The sequence below is a fragment of the Lactobacillus juensis genome, assembly GCF_036246285.1.
Taxonomy (GTDB): Bacteria; Bacillota; Bacilli; order Lactobacillales; family Lactobacillaceae; genus Lactobacillus; species Lactobacillus juensis.
Genome location: NZ_BTTS01000002.1, coordinates 369,025 through 389,485, shown reverse-complemented (window position 1 = coordinate 389,485; position 20,461 = coordinate 369,025). Strand labels below are relative to the sequence as shown.

General features: G+C 37.5%; 19 protein-coding genes. 6 read left to right on the top strand and 13 right to left on the bottom strand.

Features of this window, described 5'->3' with window-relative positions; all coding sequences use genetic code 11:
• The first annotated feature begins 8 nt into the window (after window positions 1-8).
• The 4 genes from AAA926_RS05990 to AAA926_RS05975 all read left to right on the top strand — a co-directional run bounded on the left by AAA926_RS05990 (window position 9) and on the right by AAA926_RS05975 (window position 4,069).
• Window positions 9-872 carry a hypothetical protein gene (locus tag AAA926_RS05990; protein ID WP_338212111.1) on the top strand — a complete coding sequence of 288 codons (864 nt, stop codon included), beginning with the start codon at window positions 9-11 and terminating at the stop codon, window positions 870-872.
• 241 nt (window positions 873-1,113) lie between these two features.
• Window positions 1,114-1,560: a hypothetical protein gene (locus AAA926_RS05985; protein WP_338206783.1), complete on the top strand. Its 447-nt coding sequence runs from the start codon at window positions 1,114-1,116 to the stop codon at window positions 1,558-1,560.
• 121 nt (window positions 1,561-1,681) lie between these two features.
• Entirely contained in the window at window positions 1,682-3,712 is a 2,031-nt protein-coding gene (locus tag AAA926_RS05980; protein ID WP_198179760.1) for a KUP/HAK/KT family potassium transporter, read from the top strand.
• Window positions 3,713-3,868: 156 nt separating this feature from the next.
• Window positions 3,869-4,069 carry a hypothetical protein gene (locus AAA926_RS05975; protein ID WP_338212110.1) on the top strand — a complete coding sequence of 67 codons (201 nt, stop codon included), beginning with the start codon at window positions 3,869-3,871 and terminating at the stop codon, window positions 4,067-4,069.
• Window positions 4,070-4,364: 295 nt separating this feature from the next.
• Here the strand turns inward: AAA926_RS05975 and AAA926_RS05970 are convergent, their stop codons facing one another.
• From AAA926_RS05970 to AAA926_RS05945, 6 genes are all read right to left on the bottom strand, one after another.
• Window positions 4,365-6,314, bottom strand: coding sequence for a M13 family metallopeptidase (locus tag AAA926_RS05970; RefSeq protein ID WP_338212109.1), 1,950 nt, complete (start codon window positions 6,312-6,314; stop codon window positions 4,365-4,367).
• Window positions 6,315-6,409: 95 nt separating this feature from the next.
• On the bottom strand, window positions 6,410-7,630 hold the full coding sequence (locus AAA926_RS05965) for an MDR family MFS transporter (protein WP_338212108.1): 1,221 nt from the start codon (window positions 7,628-7,630) through the stop codon (window positions 6,410-6,412).
• A gap of 189 nt (window positions 7,631-7,819) precedes the next feature.
• Window positions 7,820-9,076: a carboxylate--amine ligase gene (locus tag AAA926_RS05960; RefSeq protein ID WP_338206778.1), complete on the bottom strand. Its 1,257-nt coding sequence runs from the start codon at window positions 9,074-9,076 to the stop codon at window positions 7,820-7,822.
• A 19-nt stretch (window positions 9,077-9,095) separates the two neighbouring features.
• Window positions 9,096-11,045 carry an asparagine synthase (glutamine-hydrolyzing) gene (gene asnB, locus AAA926_RS05955; protein ID WP_338212107.1) on the bottom strand — a complete coding sequence of 650 codons (1,950 nt, stop codon included), beginning with the start codon at window positions 11,043-11,045 and terminating at the stop codon, window positions 9,096-9,098.
• Window positions 11,046-11,154: 109 nt separating this feature from the next.
• Complete coding sequence (locus tag AAA926_RS05950) at window positions 11,155-12,552, bottom strand: metallophosphoesterase (RefSeq protein ID WP_338212106.1); 1,398 nt, start codon at window positions 12,550-12,552, stop codon at window positions 11,155-11,157.
• A 52-nt stretch (window positions 12,553-12,604) separates the two neighbouring features.
• A complete protein-coding gene (locus tag AAA926_RS05945; RefSeq protein WP_198179750.1) occupies window positions 12,605-13,090 on the bottom strand; it encodes a hypothetical protein in 486 nt (161 codons plus the stop codon).
• A gap of 200 nt (window positions 13,091-13,290) precedes the next feature.
• Between AAA926_RS05945 and AAA926_RS05940 the strand changes: the two genes are divergently transcribed.
• The gene (locus tag AAA926_RS05940) at window positions 13,291-13,857 is read left to right on the top strand and encodes a DNA-3-methyladenine glycosylase I (RefSeq protein WP_198179748.1); all 567 of its coding nucleotides are present in this window, start codon (window positions 13,291-13,293) and stop codon (window positions 13,855-13,857) included.
• A gap of 60 nt (window positions 13,858-13,917) precedes the next feature.
• Here the strand turns inward: AAA926_RS05940 and phnE (AAA926_RS05935) are convergent, their stop codons facing one another.
• The 7 genes from phnE (AAA926_RS05935) to AAA926_RS05905 all read right to left on the bottom strand — a co-directional run bounded on the left by phnE (AAA926_RS05935) (window position 13,918) and on the right by AAA926_RS05905 (window position 19,519).
• Window positions 13,918-14,730 carry a phosphonate ABC transporter, permease protein PhnE gene (gene phnE, locus AAA926_RS05935; protein WP_198179746.1) on the bottom strand — a complete coding sequence of 271 codons (813 nt, stop codon included), beginning with the start codon at window positions 14,728-14,730 and terminating at the stop codon, window positions 13,918-13,920.
• Window positions 14,730-15,533 (bottom strand): phosphonate ABC transporter, permease protein PhnE, encoded by an 804-nt coding sequence (gene phnE / locus AAA926_RS05930; RefSeq protein WP_198179744.1) that lies wholly within the window; start codon window positions 15,531-15,533, stop codon window positions 14,730-14,732. The genes phnE (AAA926_RS05935) and phnE (AAA926_RS05930) overlap by 1 nt, the downstream gene beginning before the upstream one ends.
• Entirely contained in the window at window positions 15,526-16,299 is a 774-nt protein-coding gene (gene phnC / locus AAA926_RS05925) for a phosphonate ABC transporter ATP-binding protein (RefSeq protein ID WP_198179742.1), read from the bottom strand. The genes phnE (AAA926_RS05930) and phnC overlap by 8 nt, the downstream gene beginning before the upstream one ends.
• 21 nt (window positions 16,300-16,320) lie before the next feature.
• The gene (locus AAA926_RS05920; RefSeq protein ID WP_198179740.1) at window positions 16,321-17,247 is read right to left on the bottom strand and encodes a phosphate/phosphite/phosphonate ABC transporter substrate-binding protein; all 927 of its coding nucleotides are present in this window, start codon (window positions 17,245-17,247) and stop codon (window positions 16,321-16,323) included.
• A gap of 28 nt (window positions 17,248-17,275) precedes the next feature.
• Window positions 17,276-17,419: a hypothetical protein gene (locus AAA926_RS05915; RefSeq protein WP_198179738.1), complete on the bottom strand. Its 144-nt coding sequence runs from the start codon at window positions 17,417-17,419 to the stop codon at window positions 17,276-17,278.
• Window positions 17,420-17,579: 160 nt separating this feature from the next.
• Window positions 17,580-18,512, bottom strand: a complete 933-nt coding sequence (locus AAA926_RS05910; RefSeq protein ID WP_198179736.1) for a phosphate/phosphite/phosphonate ABC transporter substrate-binding protein — start codon at window positions 18,510-18,512, stop codon at window positions 17,580-17,582.
• 515 nt (window positions 18,513-19,027) lie between these two features.
• A complete protein-coding gene (locus AAA926_RS05905) occupies window positions 19,028-19,519 on the bottom strand; it encodes a universal stress protein (RefSeq protein ID WP_198179734.1) in 492 nt (163 codons plus the stop codon).
• A gap of 141 nt (window positions 19,520-19,660) precedes the next feature.
• Here AAA926_RS05905 and AAA926_RS05900 point away from each other — a divergent pair, with 141 nt between their 5' ends.
• Window positions 19,661-20,461 (top strand): tyrosine-protein phosphatase, encoded by an 801-nt coding sequence (locus AAA926_RS05900; RefSeq protein WP_198179732.1) that lies wholly within the window; start codon window positions 19,661-19,663, stop codon window positions 20,459-20,461.

Here is a 20,461-nt window from a genome sequence, read left to right as displayed (position 1 = left end):
TTCCTATTATGAAAAAAACGACAATTGGTACGATTGTAGCAGTAGTAATTATCGCTATTGGTGGCGGCATTTTTTATGCAACACAAAAATCCAATAATGATAAAGTTGAAGCTTCCTATAATAGTGCAATGACTACTGGTAAAAATGCGGTTGCTGATAAAGACTATTCAGAAGCAAGCTCTGCATTTGCCAAAGCTTTCAGTATCAAGAAAACTGACCAGGCTAAAGCTTATAAAAACCAGTCGGACAATATGATTTCCGCAATTAGCGCAACTAAAAAAGGCAAATATAATGATGCGTTAAATGAAACTGCCAATGTAATTCAAAGAAAAAACGGCTATGCAGTCCTAGTAAAACAAGGTAAAAAATTAAAGACTACTATCGAAGATGTTCAGGATAATTATGAACATGAAATTCAACCAATCTTCCTCGCTGCATCCCAAGCAGAATTAGCTAAGCAATATCTTAAAGCAGCTGACCAATACCAAAAAGTGCTGGATCTGCCTTATATTGATGAACAATATTACAGTCAGTACAAGAAGAAGGCCGAAAAGGGATTAGCAAATAACCAAAAAGCTGCTAAAGAAAATAATAATGGTTCTTCAAGTCAAAGCTACAATTCAATTTCAGGTAAAGGACCAGATACTGGCAATGCTGGTAAAACCGGTGAGGGTTCCATGGGCAACCACAAGGTACATGGTAAAACAGTTACTAATAAGCAAATAGCACAACTACGTAAACGTGTAGGCAAGTTTGGCTATGATTCAATGTCTTGGAGCCCGCAAGATTTGATTGATCTTTACAGAAAGTCTGGTCGAACTAAACCAAGCAAAATTACCAAACAAGATATTCAAAACTATCTTAAGCCGTAACAAGCAGTAATAGACTAAACTTAATATACTGAACCGTCCCGATTACTACATGGGACGGTTTTTATTTAGCCGGTTTATCTATTTTATTGCAGTTGCGCAAAATGCTATAATTTTATTAATATAATTAAAAACTACCATATATAAGAGGTTAAATTGCTTCAATAGTTGCTTTTATAGCCTAAACTCTGTAAAATGACTATTGACTTTCACGTTTCCTATTTTTATTAAAGGAGTGTCTGCTTTGACTGAAAAAGAAAATAATAGCAAAGAAAAAGATAACGAAAAAGAACAAGAAAAAAAGGATAAAGAAGAAGAAATCAAGGTTGTGATGCCTGACGCTGAATGGACTACCATGCCAGAAGAAGAGTTTAAAGAGCAACCCGATTACCTTAAAGTTTTCGCTGACTTTTACATTGCTCAGTTTAACCAACGCGATTTGGAAATCATGAACTTATATGATACTAATTCCAACATGGTTGACATCAACCACTATCTGCTTAATAACATTAAATTTACTCGCAAAGAATTGGTTAAACATGTTTTGCAATATCATGCTCAGAATTTCCAAAGCATAATTGACGAAATTGCTGCTAAAGATGGTGTTGATGCAGAAAAAATGACATCATATAAAGACTGGAATAACTGGTACGAAGAGCGTCGCAGTAAAATTTCAACTTCTTTATCATAATTTACTTGTACTAAAGCAAAAAAAAGAACAAAATAGATACTTGAACGAGAATGCCACATTGACATTCTCTTTTACTTAAAAATGAATATTTCAATATTGTCTATGGGAGCACATAATTACTATGGATAAAAAGAAGAAGCGGATTTCGGCTGCCGGTCTGTTAATTACCATCGGTATCGTTTATGGTGATATCGGAACTAGTCCGCTCTATGTAATGAAGTCAATTGTTACGGGTAACGGTGGGATTGCCAATGTTGATCGTGATCTGATTTTAGGATCAATTTCACTAATTTTCTGGACAGTAACATTACTTACCACCGTTAAATACGTTATGATTGCGCTCAGAGCTACCAACCGTGGTGAAGGTGGTATTTTTGCATTATATGCTTTGGTACGTAAACGAGCCAAATGGCTGGTCATGCCGGCACTGATCGGTGGGGCTGCCCTCTTAGCTGACGGGACATTGACGCCGGCCGTAACTGTCACAACCTCAATTGAGGGACTGAAGAACATGCACTTTGGTTCCCATGTTCCCGTTCCTAATCAGAATGCCGTCATCATTATTACGATCGCTATCCTGCTGGTACTTTTTTCAATTCAAATGCTTGGTACCAGCAGCATTGGTAAAGCATTTGGTCCTATAATGTTTGTCTGGTTTACGTTTTTAGGCGTTATTGGTCTCTATAATATGGCTAATGACTGGTCAATTTTAGAAGCACTGAATCCTGTTTGGGCTGTTAAAATTCTTTTTAGTCCATCTAACAAGGCCGGCATCTTCATTTTAGGTTCAATCTTTCTGGCCACTACCGGTGCAGAAGCACTCTATTCTGATGTCGGTCATGTTGGTAAAGGCAATATTCGCGGATCATGGCCTTATGTTTTTCTCTGCTTATCTTTAAACTATCTGGGCCAAGGTGTTTGGATTCTGCAAAATCCACATTACCAAACAAACGGTGGTGAACTGAATCCATTCTTTGAAGCTGTACCAGGAGATTTACGACTTTTTGCCATCATTTTGGCTACGGTTGCCGCAATTATTGCATCTCAGGCACTGATTACCGGTTCATTTACATTAGTATCTGAAGCAAGTGGTCTGAAATTTTTACCACGGATGAATATTAATTATCCTACTACTAAGCATGGACAAATTTACATTCCTTCCGTAAACAAAATGATTTGCGTGGCAACTATCGCTATCGTGATTTTTTTCCGGACTTCAGAACATATGGAAGCAGCTTATGGTCTGTCAATCACAGTCACAATGTTAATGACGACATTGCTGCTCTTTGAATACTTAGGTTCAAAGCATCACCCATTAATTTTACGCCTTTGCTTTTTACTAGCCTTTGGCTTTATTGAAGGCATGTTCTTGATTTCCAGTTTGACCAAGTTTATGCATGGTGGTTACGTCACTGTTTTAATTGCCGGTTTCATTGGCGTCATTATGTTCATCTGGTACTTTGGCAATAAAGTGCGTGACAAGCATGAAGGTGCTCATACCTACGTTCGTTTGGACGAATACACTGATATGCTGACGGATCTAAGCCATGATGATGATTATCCCACATACGCTACTAACTTAGTTTATATGGCAAAAGTTAAATATAATAAGTTTGTCAAACGTGAAATCATGTACTCCATCTTGGATAAAAGACCTAAACGTGCTCAGGCCTATTGGTTTGTAACTGTCAACATTACCAATGAACCTTTCACAGCCAGATATGCTGTTAATACTTTTGGCACTAAGAATGTCATTAACGTTCAGCTCTATCTTGGGTTCAAGAAACAAACCAGCGTTAACGTTTATCTGCGCCAAATTGTCCATGATTTAATTAAAGATGGTACTATCGAGGCACAACCGCAGGAGTACACTACAACTCCCGGTCGTAAAGTGGGTGACTTCTCATTTGTAATTGTTAATGAAGTCGTCAGTCCTTTAACCAGACTTAAAGGCTTTGAAAAAGTTATGCTAAAGGCACGAGTTTGGTTACAAAACCTGTCTTCTAATCCAGCCTCATGGTTTGGGTTGGAATACACTGACACTGTAGTCGAGGAAGTACCTCTCATTTTAGGTAAACCAAGACACAACTTACACATTAAGCGGGTTGCACCACGTGACTATTCCAACTTAAAGAATAAAGAAACTGAATAATATAAATAGCCGTCCACGACTTGTTAGAGTCGGGGCGGCTTTATTTTAAGCAAAAAGCGTTTATAATAAGTATTATGAAGAAATCATAACTAATTAGTAAAAGTCTAGTCAAACAGATAACAGTTGATCAAATTAAGATAGTGAGTTGTAAGTACAATGGATAGAAATATTTTTCTTAAGCAAATGATCGCATTTGCTGTGAGTAAAGGCATAAATGAAGACCAAGCCCAGCGAATTATGAATAAATATATTGATAAGCTTGAAGTGAGTGACCCCATTGTACAACACATTGGACCTGAATATTATGCTTATCAAATATTAATTAAAGAAAAACTAGTAGATTTTGTAGCTCTTTAATTTTCAAAAATTAATAAAACAATGAGAAGGCACATTGGCTCCATTCAGAGTAATGTGTCTTTTTTAATACAATAAATATCAAAAAAGAAGGATTAAAAATCCTTCTTTTCACGTATTGAGTTTCACCTCACGCTAGATATGCCCTATCTTACCTCAAGGGTTGGTAGTCCTGTCATTCTTTCACTTCTATCTGAAGCCCACAGGCGGGTGCAAGTTATATCCACTAACCCACAGATTTATTTACCGCAATACTAAATAAAAAATTTGTCAAATTGTCTGATACTTTTAATATTAATTACCAAATATGTACTCGTTTCTCTGGGTCAAGCCACATGCCATCTTCAGGCTTAACATCGAAGACTTTGTAAAAGTCATCTTGACATTGGCTTTGAACGTTGGCACGTAATGGACCAGGTGCGTGAACGTCAACAGCGGTTTGACTCTTAATTGATTCAGTCAGTTGCTTATTAGCCCAAATGCGTGCAAAGTTTTCAAACAGTTTCTTCAAATCATCATTTTCATTCTTGGCAGCTTCAACAGCAGCAGTTAAACCACCCTGATCAGCAATATTCTCAGAAACTATTTGCTTACCATTGAGTTTAACTGGTCCATATTCTATACCGTCAAACAAGTCAATTTCAGCTTGTGTCCGCTTCTTGAATTCAGCATAATCCTCATCAGTCCACCAATTAGTCATATTGCCTAATTCATCAAACTGTGCACCATTGTTATCAAAGGCATGGGAAACTTCATGAGCAATTACGGAACCAATGCCGCCAAAGTTAGCTGCTCTGTCTTGCTTCAAGTCATAGAAAGGCTTTTGCAAAATGGCTGCAGGGAAAGTCAGATCATTTCTTTGAGGGTCATAGCAGGCGTTGACTAAGTTACCCGGCATTGCCCAAACGGTTCTGTCTACTTCCTTATGCAATTGTTCAAAATTATATTTTTGCTCAGCAATCGCAAAAGCACGTTCATTAGAATAAAGACTGCCACCTTGACTAGCTGGAATAACCTTTAAACGATTATAGATCTCTTCAATTTTATCTGGATAACCAATCTTTAATACCAAAGCATCGAGTTTAATGATTGCGCGTTTCTTAGTTTGCTCAGAAAGCCAATCGTTATTCTGCAGGCGTTCTTTGTAAACATCAAGCATACGGTGAATCATGTCTTCAACGTCTTTTTTGGCATCTTCACCAAAGTAGGTTTGGCCGTAATAAACCCCAACTACTTCGCTAAATGAACCATTTGCAATGTGATAAGCTTGTTTTTCACCACTTGACAATTGTGGTTGACCGTTAAGAGCCTGAGTAAATGGAAACGCTGCTTCACGAAAATCTTGTGACAAAACATCGGCAACATCATTAATAAAGTTGACCAGCATCCAGCCTTTAATTTCGGCAAAATTGTCCTTATTGATGATCTCATTAATATGATCCAGGTAGCGTGGTTCCTGCACAATAATTCTGTCAGGTTCTTCACCAATTACTTCCTTCAGGAAATAAGAAATTTGGAAATCTGAGAATTTAGCCTCAAAATCGGCAATCTTCATTGGATTATAAGTAGCTGGATAATCTGCCCATTCTTCTGTAGACTTAACAATCTTAGATAGCTTAGCATCAAACTTAATAGCATCTTCTGCATATTTTTCTGCCTTTTCTTCAGCTATACCTGCCATAGTTAACAGCTTAACTGATTGCTTTTGCAAAATATCTAACAATTGAGGTGCATCAGGAGTTTGATAAGTTGTAGTGTCAGGCAAGAAAGTTCCAGGACCTGCAAAATTCAACGCATTAACTTTGGTGTTCTTCATGTCAGGCTCAACATCAAGACCAAAAGGAATTGCAACAAAAGTTACTAAATCTGGTGCATTTAAATTAAAGTCAGAAAAATCTTTTAAACCATCAAGAAGTTCCAAGTCTGACTTAATTGGTGCAGCTCCATCAGCGTTTCTTTTATCGAAATCTCTAGCTAATTTGTATAACTTAACGGCTTCATCAAAATTAGGTACATTTGGTAATTCTTTTTTTCCAGCAGCAAAATCAGCAAAATCTTGCATCAAATGCTTCTCAACGTCAACATCGATACCATCAAACGAGGCCATTCGTGACCGGTCTTCCGGAATCTTGGTTTTTTCAATCCATTCTGAGTTAACAGCCAAGTATAGGTTGTCCTGCGGGCGTGCATCAAGCTTAGGTTCGATGATATTACCACTACCGCCTCGAACTGCGAAGTTTTTATTCATTCAGAGAGTCCTCCCTTTTCTATCTAAATTAAAAATAGACTAAATTAATATTATCATTCTAATTATACCCTTAACATTAAAAAAATTTTACAAAATTACTTATAAAGCGTGATATGCTTACGCAATTTTGCGTGCAAGGGCAATAAAAGCAATACCATCAGAAAAATGCCACAGGCGGCAATAATGAAAAACGGAATGTAACCCGCACGATCAATTATCATACCGCCAAATAAGGGGCCAAAAGCCTGACCAATGCCACGGGCAACATTAATTTCACCTTGATACTTGCCCTTGCTGTTTGCCGGAGATAAATCGTTAATGTATGCCGGAACCGCTGGAAAAGCAGTTGCTTCACCCAAAGTCAGAATAAACATTGATAGTGCAAAGTGAGCAAAATCTTTGGCAAAAATCAGTGTGGCAAAAGAAATGGCAAACATGAGCGTGCCAAAAATAATTTGTTGGAACAAGTTCTTAAATAAATTAGGATAGCGGGCTAAAATCACTTGAATAATGACTATTACGGCACCATTTAAAGTCCATAACAAGCTATACAAATGGAAAGGTATTCCCAGTGAAACCATGTAAACCGACAGGTTTGACTCCCAGTTCATGTACATTAGCCATGTCACAGCCAAGGAAACCAAGAATCCGACCATTAACATCACGTTGTATTTGGGCATAGGATCAACTTTTTGTTTTGCACCCTTTTTAACACCGTTCTTTTTACGCTTTTGGTGAAAAGTATTAATCGGGCGGTAATGAATCGCTGCATTAATACAGGCGATGGCAAACAGTGAAGCTGCTAAAATAAATAAGAACTCAATTGAAAAGTCGTAAAGATATCCTACCAACAGTGTTCCTGTGACAGTACCGACATTTTGGGCAAAATAAATTAGGTTAAAAACATAACGCCCTGAATATTTACGCAAACTTGTTGCTATTGAGTTAATTAAGGTACCATTCCAACCACTGATGCAACCGGTGAGAATAAGCCAAAACCAATATTGCGGCCAGCCATGGAAAAAAGCCATCATGAACAAAACAAAGGCATCCAGTCCTAATCCTGTAACAATTAAGGGGTATGGGTTCAGACGGTCATATAAGCGGCCAGCTAAAAGGGAACCCAATACATTGCTGGCACAATTGCAAAATAAAACAACCCCTATTACAGAAAGGCTGATGTGTAATTGCTTGTTTAAATAAACCGAAGTCAAGGGCCAAACAAAACTCGACCCGATCCACGTGGCCAGCTCCCCCAGTAAAAGCCAGCGTAACTTAATTTCTGTTTCTTCATGAGATCCATGTTTAAGTTTCATTTATTCAGTCCTTTCTCTTTTTAGTTTCCATTTACCAGTTTAGCAAGAAGTATTAAAAAAGAACACCCCCATTTAAAATAGCTGAACTGATATTTTACATACAAAATAATAATTTTATTCTTAGAGAAAAAAGATGATCACCAGTAATTTGCTGCAATCATCTTTATTGCTATTTAATTAATGCAGGGTTTAAAAGAATTGACCCTTATTTTCTTGATAATACTTTTGATAGCGTCCTTTATAATTATGGAACATATATTTCAACAGCAGCCACCGTTTAAAATTGCGGTCATGATCATAAAAGACTGTTGTACCATAACGGCCTTCATGAATTAGCTCCTCAGCCATTCTCTTTGCTTCATTATCAACGGCGTATTGCTTAAACACATTGACAGGTATGCCTAACCACAATTTATGTTTTGACTTTAATTTATTACCGTAAACCGGCTCCTTATCGTTTAAGCTGTCATAAACATAGTCATCCACATACCATTTTGCCAAATTATAACCATTAAGAGTCACATAAAAGCTTGAACGACCTTGGCGCAGATTGATTTCAAAGAATTTATATTTACCATCTCGCGTATCATACTTAATGTCAAAGTTGGCCATCCCCGTATAATTGATTTTTTCCAAGAATGATTCAACTTGCTCGTAAAGTTTTTCGTCATAATCAGGTAAAATTGCCATATAATTGCCAATTGACTGTGGTGTCGGATCCTCCAGCAACGGGTGACCCATGCACATCATCTTGATATGATGTTCCTTATCAACATAGGCGTTTAATACTCGCATGTAGGAATCATCACCGGGAATGAAATCCTGCAAAATCAAGTCTTCTTGATAGCCATTTTCATAAATCTTGGTGACAATGTCACGCAATTCAGTTTCATTATGAATGGTAAAAGCTTTTTTACGACCTTCAAACTGCACATCAAGCCAGGAAACAGGATCTTCCGGCTTGAGTTCCAGAGGATAGCCAAAAGGAAGTGCCAGATAATTTTCTGCCTTGTAATCAGCCAGCGTCACAATCTTGGTTTTAGGGTATGGCAGACCACATTCTTCAGCTATCTGGTAAAAGTTTTCTTTTGAAATTAGTTTTTGTAATAAATCGTAGTCAACATAGGGAACTACAAAAACTTGTTCCAATTCTGCTTTATGTTTGGCAAGCAGTTCAGAATAGCCGTCTCCACACGAAATCAGAATTACCGGTTCTTCATGATCCTGGTAAATTTTCATTTGCTCACGCATAACTTCAATAAAAGTAGGATCCTCACTGAAGCCATGATGTAACTCCACACTGACAATTTTAGAATAACGTGTTGCCGCCAGCTGACTGTCAGCCAGCGCCTTTACGCTAATACCGTATGCCTCGTTAAACGATCGGGCCATGCCGTAAACATTAATGTCACTGCCAAGTAAAATTGGCGTAAAGTTTCGTTTCATTAATAAATTGTTCTCCTCATTAAACCAACTTGCCCTGCTTAATCAAGCTGGCAACTTCTGGTTGAACATGCTGGTATTTGGCAACTGTGCCGTCATAATCAACAAAGAATAATTTATACCATACCAAAAATGTATAAATAGTCCAAATTTGTCGACGATGGGAACCGTCACCCTTGTAGTTTTCATCAAGCAAGGCCAAAATTTTATCCTGCTCAAAAACGTCTTGTACGAAGTCTTCACTGAATAATTCACGCACTTGTTTATAAAAACGAGGTTCTTGCAACCATTCTTTGATTGGGGTTGGAAAGCCTAATTTTGGTCGTTTAGCCCATTCATCCGGTAAAACTTTTTCTGAAGCCTTCCGCAAAGCATACTTAGTGTCATGCTTGTTCACCAAGTAATCAGTTGGAATTGAATTGGCTCTTTCTGCAACCTTTTTATCAAGGTATGGCACCCTTAACTCCAGGGAATGGGCCATAGAAATTTTATCCGCTTTTTGTTCAATATCATTTAGCATAAAGTGGTGCAGGTCAATGTACTGCATCTGCCGGACATTGTCGAGGTCTTTTACCTTTTTGAAGTCACTCTGGTAAATCCCGTTGACAGTTAATTTATTCCGATAAGATGGCTTTAAAACACTGTTAGCATCTTCAGATGTAAAAATAGTCGGGTAATCCATGTCATAAATTACTGATTGACCAACGTAAAATTCACTTGGTTCAGCTAAATTGGTGTACAAATGAACTTTCCCTGGGAAGTTCGGCATTTTTTTAATTCTATGTGCCAGTTTAACCCTGGTCTTCTTCGGCAACTTTTTGCATTGGGAAGTAAAAACTTTAATAACGCTGTTGTGCGTGTGCATCCCGTAGTTAACGTAACCTGCAAACAACTCATCCGCACCTTCGCCAGACAAAGCAACTGTCACATGTTTACGTGCCATCTTGCATAAATACCATAATGGAATTATTGACGGGTTTGCATCCGGCTCATCCATATGGTACTGCATTTCCGGGAAGTCATGCATGGCCTCATCTGCCTTAACCTTGTCAGAAAAGAAATGCCAGCCCTTCATATCAGCCAAGGCTTTGGCTTTAGAAGCTTCATCATAAGTTGCATCATCAAAAGAAATTGAGAAGACATCATCCGGATTTAATATACTAGTGATATAACTTGAATCCACGCCTTCTGATAAGAAGGCACCAACTGGGACATCGGCAATATGGTGCAATTTAACTGACTCGTGTAAATCTTCGTCAATTTTATTGACAGTTTCTTCAAAACTTAAAGTATTGGCCTTATATTCTGCATCCCAGTACTGATGGGTTTTCATTTTACCATCTTTATATTCGAACCAGTGACCGGCAGGAAATCTATAAATTCCCTTGAAAAAAGTTTCATGCAAATCATTATACTGGTTCATCAAATATGGTTTGACTGCTTCAATGTTTAAGCGGCGCTTAAAACCAGGCATTGCCAAAAAGCTTTTGATTTCTGAGCCTATCGTTAAATGACCATTCTCATCACTGTAATAAAGTGGCTTAATACCAAAGAAGTCGCGCGCACCATATAGCGTCTGGGTATTGTCATCCCAAATCGCAAAAGCAAACATGCCGCGAACACGCTTGAGCAAGCCATCCATGCCCCACTCTTCAAAGCCATGCAGAAGAACTTCTGTATCGGACTTAGTGGTAAAAGTATGACCCGCAGCAATTAATTCATCTCTCAATGGCTGGAAGTTGTAGATTTCACCATTGAAGATAATGGCCATTGTTTTGTCTTCGTTGTAAATTGGTTGACTGCCGCCACGCAAATCAATGATTGATAATCTTCTAAACCCTAAAGCAACTTTATCGTTGGTATAAAAACCATCTGAATCAGGACCACGATGCATAATTGCCGCCATCATTTTACCGATAGCGGCTCGTTTATCATTTATTTCTGGATTATAAAATGCAACAATTCCGCACATTGCTTATCTTCCCTTAATTTATGTTACTTTGTATATTTTTGTCTTTAATTTAACTTTTCTATTATATGCTAAAAGCCGGGCAATTTCCAAATTGCCCGTCGCGATTTTACTAAATATAAAAAATTCTGCGTTTGCTGGCAGCACCATAACCAAAAGCCTGAATATAATGCCTTTGTATGTCAATATTCACAATATAACCCGCAAATTCGGTTTGGTGATCAATTTGTCTTTTCCAATTCTTGTTATATTTAGTGGTTAAAGCATGATTAGGACCCATCAGTGCCGAACAGTTAAACAAGATATACTGAATTCCGTTAATGCGGTATTGGTCTTCCCTGTGTCTATGACCGCAAAAGTAGGCAATAATGCGCGCATTTTTCACATTAGTAAAATCAAAGTCATTAGCTAAACGAAACTCTGGTGGAATTCCGTGGCTGGAATGCATCTGCCCTTTTTCACCCTGATTAAAAGCAACTAGTAGCTCGTGCAGAGAACGGCCATTATACTTTAAAGCATTTGAACCCTTACGATTAATCGGATTAGCATGACTCATAAAGATAATTTGCTTATTTGAGGACTGCTCCAGTATTTCAATGATTTCTTCAATTTGATCTTCTCTCACAGCCAAAGTAAGTTTCACATCATATTTTTTTCTGCCTTGTGCATCCAAGTAGTAAGGCAAATCAGACGTATTAACGGAAATAAAACGCAAATCGTCCACATCATAATAAGAAACTCCATGTTGCCGGGTAATATAATGAATGCCTTTTTGTTTATACAAAGCAGGCCACATAATCCCTTCAAACTCATTTTCAGGAAAAGAGGCGCTTAAATCATGATGTTCATCAAATTTGTCATTTTCATCATGATTTCCCTTAATAAGCATATAAGGCACTTTGTCGGAAACAAATGAATCACGCAACTTAGTTAATTCACTTTCACCCAAAAAGCCAGTATCAGAGCCATCAATCCAGTCGCCCAAATGAACTTTTAAACTTAACAATCCTGCGTCGTCAAGGTAAGAAAATTCGTTAACGTGAGTTAAGCCGTTCCAGCCATAAAAGTCCATACTGTTGCGGTCTTTATAATGGGTATCAGTAATAACGCTGACATTAACAGAGTTTTTTCCTGTGCGAATGTGGCCTTTGACTCTTTCAACAAAGCGATCCAAGTATTCTTCTACAACGTAGCGTCTGCCAGTTTTGCGGTTGACAAAAGCACGGTAGCGCTGCAGTTCAGGACTGAACCTGCGGACATATTCAGGTTCTAATTTATCCGTACTTTCCAAGCTGAGAGCTTGATGCAAAATTTTTTCTTCATCTTGGTAAACTGTCAGAGTATACGGCTGATCATTAGGTGTACCCTGTTCACCATCAACATGATACTCTCCCACAGTTAAATAATTTTGCATAGGATCAAGCTGTGCATCTTTTTTCTTAAATAAAGAACGTAACCTAGCCCCGTTTATCTTATCAGCTAATCCTTTAGTATACTTTAAAACACCCATATTTTGCCTCAAGCAGAAAGAAAAAGAGCTGAACACACATTCAGCTCTAAAATTATAAACTTTTTTCTAAAGCGTGTGCCGCTAAACCAATTGACAGAAGTGCATCTTTAGACAAAACCCCTTGTAATGTTTTTGGCGCTACTTCTTCAACGGCTCCAATTACTTTTAAACTGTAACTAACGACATGAAAATCTACCAAGTTATTGTAAAAACCATCCTCATAGGGATTTTCATGATTATAAGTTAAATTAATTTCATTTTTATCAACAAAACCATCAACATGGTTAGTTAAAATCCGATCCTGCAAATCGGTTAATTGCTCTGATAACTTAATTAAAGTCAGTTTATGATCACTTTCAGTGTCGTAGTATTGTTCTTGAGTCATGCCGAAGTATTCTTTTATTGGCTTATGCAAAACGTGCAAATTATCAATTACACGATAAACTGCCTCGGCATCAAAATCTGTTTCTTTATTTAAAATACTTTCTTGATTTGCGGCCAAGTCATCGGCCAAAGTTATTATTTCTAACTTCTCCATGGTATCCTCCTAAAGTTCATTATATATTATACCAAAAAAACAGCCATTGCACTTTTTGAAGGAAAAGTTTCTGATATTTTAGGAAAAAGAAAACAATTAAAAAATTCCAACCAACAACTGACCAAATTGTTTTTAAAAGAATAAAAATCTTTTGGCGTATTTATTTATGAACGTTAATATATATTTAAGGAGAATAAGACATGAACAATATTACTCGTTGTCCTTGGAGTGACCACGATGATTCCTTACTTAAGGATTACCATGATCATGAATGGGGTAAATTAAACTTAGATGAACGCTATTTATTTGAAATGCTGGTGCTGGAACTGTTTCAGTCTGGTCTTAGTTGGTCTACAGTTTTGCATAAACGGCAAAATTTTCGGCAGGCTTTTTGCAATTTTATTCCCGCAGAAGTTGCACAAATGACTGAACAGGATCAGGCGCTCTTATTGCAAGACAAAGGAATCATTCGCAATCAAAGAAAAATAGCCGCTGCAATCACCAACGCACGCGCATTATTAATTATTGACGCTAAATACGGCAATTTTGCCCATTATTTACAAAAATTTATTCCCACTCCTATTATTCATCATCCTCAGACAAGTGATGAAGTACCAACAACAAACAAGATTGCCCAAAAACTAGCAAGGCAGATGAAACAAGACGGTTTTACTTTTGTTGGTCCTGTAATTCTATATTCATTCCTGCAGAGCGTTGGCCTAATCAATGATCATTTAGAAAATTGTCCCTTTAAATATCACGGCTAAAAAAAGTGAATCAAGCTGAAATTTACATACTTGATTCACTATATTCAGATATTTTCGTTTTTAGACTAATTTTTTACGGATCCAGCCCGAAATCCAGTCAATGATCACAACCATAATGATGATACCGAGTAAAATGATACCAACTCGGTTCCATTGACGGTACTGCAACGCAATGATTAACGGGTAACCAATACCACCGGCTCCAACTAAACCTAAGATAGAAGCAGACCGAATCGAAACATCAAACCGGTATAACGTGTTTGAAATTAAAGCCGGCATTAAATTAGGCAAAGTAGAAAACATAATAATATTTGTCTTTGAACCACCAACAGCTGTAACTGCTTCGTTAGGACCATCCTCCAGGTTTTCAATTGCTTCAGAAAAGAGCTTGGCCAGCATCCCCACTGAGTGAAAGCCTAGTGCCAAAACACCGGCAGCAGAACCTGGTCCGACAGCTTTAATAAACATTAAGGCTAAAACAATTTCTGGAAATGATCTGATTACTGCCAGCACAATCTTGCCTGACCGTGAGACATACCAGTGCTTGTGTTTAGTATTTGCGGCCCAAAAAGCAAAGGGCAGTGAAATAATGGCAGAAATGAATGTTCCTAAAAAGGCAATGCAGACAGTTTCCCATAATTGCGACAGCAGGTCTTCACCTGAGCCGTTATAGACATAAGACCAATCAGGATGAAAAATGCCAGAAAAGATCGCACCGGCAATTTGTCCGGCTGTTTCTTTGATTCCGCCAAAATCGATTCCTGTGCATGACCAAATAATTAAAACTGCGGTAACAATTGCTATGAGCCAGTGCAAAACACGTTTTTTAACATCTATGGGCCTAGGAGGCAATTTTTTCATACTTGTATCCATTATTGCATCAACGCCTCCCGTGATTTAGATGAAACATAATCAATTAGTACCACTACTATAATGATCACGATAATAATTGTACCCGTCTTAGGATAATCAAAGATTTGCAGTGTCTGTTGCAGATACAAACCAATACCACCGGCACCGATATAACCTAAAACGGTTGAAGCACGCACGTTAATTTCAAATGCATACAAGCAATAGGAAATAAAATAGGTAATAACCTGAGGCAAAACCGCAAAGACAATGATTTGCAGCTTATTAGCACCAACAGCAGTCAAGGCTTCAATTGGACCCGGATCAATAGTTTCAATTGCTTCGTAAAACAGTTTGACCACAATCCCGAACGTACAGATAGCCAGGGCTAAGACACCGGCTACTGGCCCTATACCGACAATAGCTACGAAGATAGCACCTAAAAGCAGGTCGGGAACTGTTCTGATGATATTCATAATGATCCGCAATATCCCCGTAAGTGCTTTGTTTTTCACAATATTGCGAGCAATAAGCAAAGAGTAAATAAAAGCAATTACAGAACCGATTGCTGTACCCAAGATCGCCATCTTAATAGTTTCCAGCAAAAGTGGTACTACTGTACCCAGATAAGACCAGTCAGGATGCAGCATTTGCAAGAAAATGTCGGCAAACTGCCCAAAGTTGGCAAACAAGGCGCCTAAGTCAGTTTTGGTTTCATTAGTAGAAATGAATAATCCAGCAATAAAAAGCAGTACCCAAAGCAAATTTAAGATTTTAAACTTTTTCTTAGGCAAAGCCTTCAGCTTTTCTTGCTCTGTGCTACTCATCTTGATCACCACCGGAATAGATCTGATCAAACGTTGTTGCTGGAGTATCAGACATCTTGCCGTCATAGATAATTTCACCAGCACGAACGCCAATGACCCGCTTGCCAAATTCCTGTGCCAGTTGCACGCTGTGCAGGTTAATGACAACAGTCATGCCATGCTTTTCATTAAGCATCTGCAAGTCTTTCATCACCCGGCGTGAAGTCTGCGGGTCAAGTGAAGCCGTTGGCTCATCTGCCAGAATAATATCCGGGTTTTGGGTCAAGACACGCGCAATCGCTACCCGTTGCTGCTGTCCACCGGACAATTCATCAGCCCGAGAGTATACTTTGTCTTCAAGATCAACTTGTTGCAAAGCGTCATAGGCGCGCTGTTTATCTTCTTTAGTAAAAAGGTTGAGAGTGGACTTCCAAGTGGGATAATATCCAACTCTGCCAGTTAAAACGTTACGCATCACACTTGAGCGCTTTACCAAGTTAAAGCTTTGGAAAATCATCCCAATATGACGACGCAAAGTTCTTAACTTTTTACCTTTGGCCTTAGTAATAGATTCACCATTAATTAAAATATCACCCTCGGTAATATCAATTAAACGGTTAATCGACCGCAAAAGCGTTGATTTGCCGGCGCCAGATAGACCAACAATAACGACAAATTCACCTTTATTGATAGTTAAATTGACGTCTTTTAAACCAACAACATCTTTGCCATAAACTTTTTTAACGTTTTTTAATTCGATTATTGGCTTAACTGCAGAATCTGCCATTATATACTTCCTTTGTATTCCCTATTTTTTGGTCGATTCAATAACTTTTTCATATTTACGCACAACGTTAAAATCACTGTCTTTAGTGTGAACGTATCCTTCATGGGTGTAAATACTCTCGATGACTTTTTTACCCTTCTTAGACTTGCCAATATCGATAAATGCCTTGGCCAGCTTCTTTCTGAATGAATCAGACATGCTGGGAACAACGGAAATAGTATCGTTTGGAATAGGTTTAGTAAAGTAAATTGGTACTACTTGACTCATGATTTTAGGATTGTCATCTTTCACAATTGTCCGTGCATCTTCAAATACAAATGCGGCATCTGTGTCACCATTGAGGACATTCAAAACAGCTTGATCCTGACCAGTCACAGTGACTAATTTGCAACTCTTGCGTACATCAAGACCTTTTTCCTTCAACTCGGCAATCGGGAAAACGTAGCCGGCTGAAGAGGTTGGGCTTTGAATAGAAATTGACTTGCCTTTTAAATCTTTCCAACTCTTAATTTTAGAATTTTTCTTAGCTACAATCTCAGCACGATAGAAGTTAACCAGTTCCTTTGTTGGACGTCCGTTTGGTTGTTTAACCCCATATCTTTGTGCTTGCAGCAACACATCTGCTGCTCCTTGCTTATGAGCTAAAATGTAACCATTTGGCGGCAAAAAACCTACATCAACTTTCTTAGACTTCATTGCTTCTACCACGGTGTTATAGTCGGTAGACATTGAAACGTGAACTGGAATACCTAAACGGTCTGACAGCATCTTTTCCAGTGGCTTTGCACGAGACTCCAACTTAGTTGCTGCCTGACTAGGAACGAATTGGACGTTCAATGATTTGGGCGTGCCGCTATCTTTGCTCTTTTCCTTATTTGAGCAAGCAGCTGCCATTAATGCTACTAAAAAAACAGCAGCACAAGCTAATATTTTTCTAAATTTTCTCATCATGCCCTCCCAGACATAAAAAAAGACTTTAGCCAAAAACACAAACGTGAATTAAACTAAGTCTTTCAATAACACTTTTACTAAAAAAGCGAACAATACCTTTTTGAAAGGAACGAAAAGGCTTTTTTGCAAAAACTTCAATGAACGCTAGGCGCCGTTGATATTTTTGCATTACCTTCACTCTCCTTTCGCCATACTGTATTTATTCTATCAAATAATAGCAGAAATGTTTTATTTAGAAAAGAGAATTGACTATAAATCTTATTTTGTTTAAGAAAGTTTATTTAATTCCTATTATGTAGCCTTTTTAGATTTTTAAAATATTGGGCAAACTATTTCTTAGTAGAAGCAATTACTTTATTATATTGACGAATAATGTCGTAGTCACTGTCTTTTGCGTAAGTATAGCCTTCTTGGTTATAAACATTTTCAATAATCTTCTTACCTTCTTTAGACTTGCCGATAGCGATAAATGCTTTAGCCAATTTCTTCTGGAAGGATTTTGGCAAACTTGGGATAACTGAAATAGTATCGTTAGGAATACGCTTGGTGAAGTAGATTGGTACTACCTTGCTCATAATCTTTGGATCATCATTCTTAACATTATTACGTGCATCTTCAAATACGAAAGCAGCGTCAGTATCACCGTTTAAAACGTTTAAGACACCTTGATCGGCACCCTTAACAGATACAGTCTTGCAACTCTTGGTTACATCTAATCCCTTTTGCTTTAATTCAGCAACTGGGAATACATAACCAGAGTCGGAAGTGATGTCTTGAACAGAAATTGACTTGCCTTTTAAGTCCTTCCAGCTCTTAATTTTTGAACCCTTCTTAACCAGGATTTCACCACGGTATGAATTAACTAATTCTTTGGTTTGAACACCATTTGGTTGCTTAATACCATAACGAACTGATTGTAAAAGCAGGTTAGCTGCTTTTTGCTTGTGAGCCATAATGTATGCGTCTGAAGGCAAGAAACCAACATCAACTTTCTTTGACTTCATAGCTTCAACTAAGCCATTGTAGTCAGTTGACATTGAAACATGGACTGGGATGCCAAGGCGCTTGGACAAAAGTTTTTCCATTGGCTTAGCCCGTGCTTCCAACTTATTGGCAGCTACGCTGGGCACAAACTGAACGTTAAGTGATTTTGGCGTATTACTACTTGAACTAGACTTCTTACTTGAATTGGAACATGCTGTCACACCGACTGTTAGTAACAAAGCAAAACATGCTATCAGAAACTTTTTAATTTTGGTCATTTGTTTTTTATACTCCTAATCAATATATGCTTACGATATTTCTTGTTTTTGAGCATAAACTTAGTTGTCACATTAATGGCAATACATTTATGTAGCTTTTCAAATAAAATTGACCTGAATTAACTTCCACTGCTATTTTCCATTGCACCCTCCTAAAATTGAGCAAATAAAAAGGCAAAATATGACTATGTCATATCATGCCCTTGAAGATATTTTGAAAGAAAAACGAACGGTTAACGAAGCTAGTTGAAAAGTATACAAATAGGAAAAGATATTAAAAATTTTTCCATTTACTTTCATTGCCCTCAACCTTCCAAACAGTATAATTACGTTCATTCATTGAAAATGATACCATAAATATTCGCAAAAACGCAATAAAATATCGGATTTTATTTTGCTTTTGTATTATGAAAGTTAATTTTACGAACATCAATAATACAATATTTTTTAAGGTTCCTTATTTTGCACAAAAAAGACACACGAATTATTTATCGTATGTCTTTTATTTTAGAAACCTATTTGTTGTCCTTTCCTGGCTTAATTGGATTATTGTCAATATCCGTTCTGACAATTAAAACATCAGCCAAAGCATGTTGATTAACATATTCTGTAACAGAACCCATCAACATTCTTTCAACTGCATTTAAACCAGTTGCACCCATAATAATCAAATCATTATGATGGTCTTTAATAAAGTCATAGGAAATAATTGCTTTCGGGCTGCCATAACGAATGTGGTAATCAATATCATCAAAACCCAAATTGTCATGAGCCCATTCCTTTAAACTCTTGAGGTATTTTTCCGAATCTTGCGTCATCTGATAAACGGTGTCGCCTGTAATCAGCGTATCTTGCATCTCACCTAAAAACTGTCTGGTATCAATTACGCTTAAAACATCAATGTGGGCATTTTCCGTCATTGCAATTTTAACTGCTTTATCAAAGGATCTTTCTGCCGACTCTGAACCGTCGACTGGAACTAAAATACTAGCTTTTTTCGTTTCCATGTTCTCACCCTTTTGAAATATATTGTTCTTTTGTTTATTTTACCATAATTTCGATATACTCTTGGCTTTTTTTATAATTGTTTATATACTTGTTTATTGCTAAAATTAGGTGTAATCGTCAAATGTAAAGGTGGAGGTATCATGACCCAAAAACTAAAAAATCAATTAATTGGCGTAAAAAGTGGCCGTAATTTTCGCGAGCTTGGTGGCTATCAAACTAGTAGCGGCAAAACCGTCAAAATGCACAAATTGCTTAGAACCGCTAATTTGGCATCGCTTGATAAGACTGATCTGAAGTTTTTACAAGATTATGGCGTAAAATACGTTGTTGACTTTAGGAGCAAGGACGAAGTTGACCGCGAACCTGATCGTATACCTGAAGGTGCTATTTATAGCTTTGATCCAGTATTTAGCGAAGATTTGACTGAATCTTCTAAGGGAATTGATGAGATTCTCAGCGAAAAGCATCAGGATCCTAAAGCTGGATTTGACCACATGTTTTTAGCCTATGATGACATGATTAAAAGTGAGTCTGCCCAAAGAGCCTATCGCCACTTTTTTGACGTGTTGCTGGCTAATGACCAGGAAAATCAAAGTGTGATTTTTCATTGTACTGCTGGAAAAGACCGGACTGGTTTTGCGGCATTATTAATTTTATCGGTTCTTGGTGTGCCCTTTGAAACAATCAAAAAAGATTATCTGTTAACAAACGTTGCCACCAAAGACTTTGTTCATAATTTTTTACAAAAAGCTAAAGATGAAGGAGCAAATGACGCAACCCTAAACATCTTAAAAGACTTGCAAACTGTGCATTCTGAATACATTGACTTTGTACTTACAACTATAAATAAAAATTATGGTAGCGTTGAAAACTACTTACGTGATATTATGAGATTAACTGATGATGAAATCAGTAAGTTGCGTGAAATTTATTTAAATTAG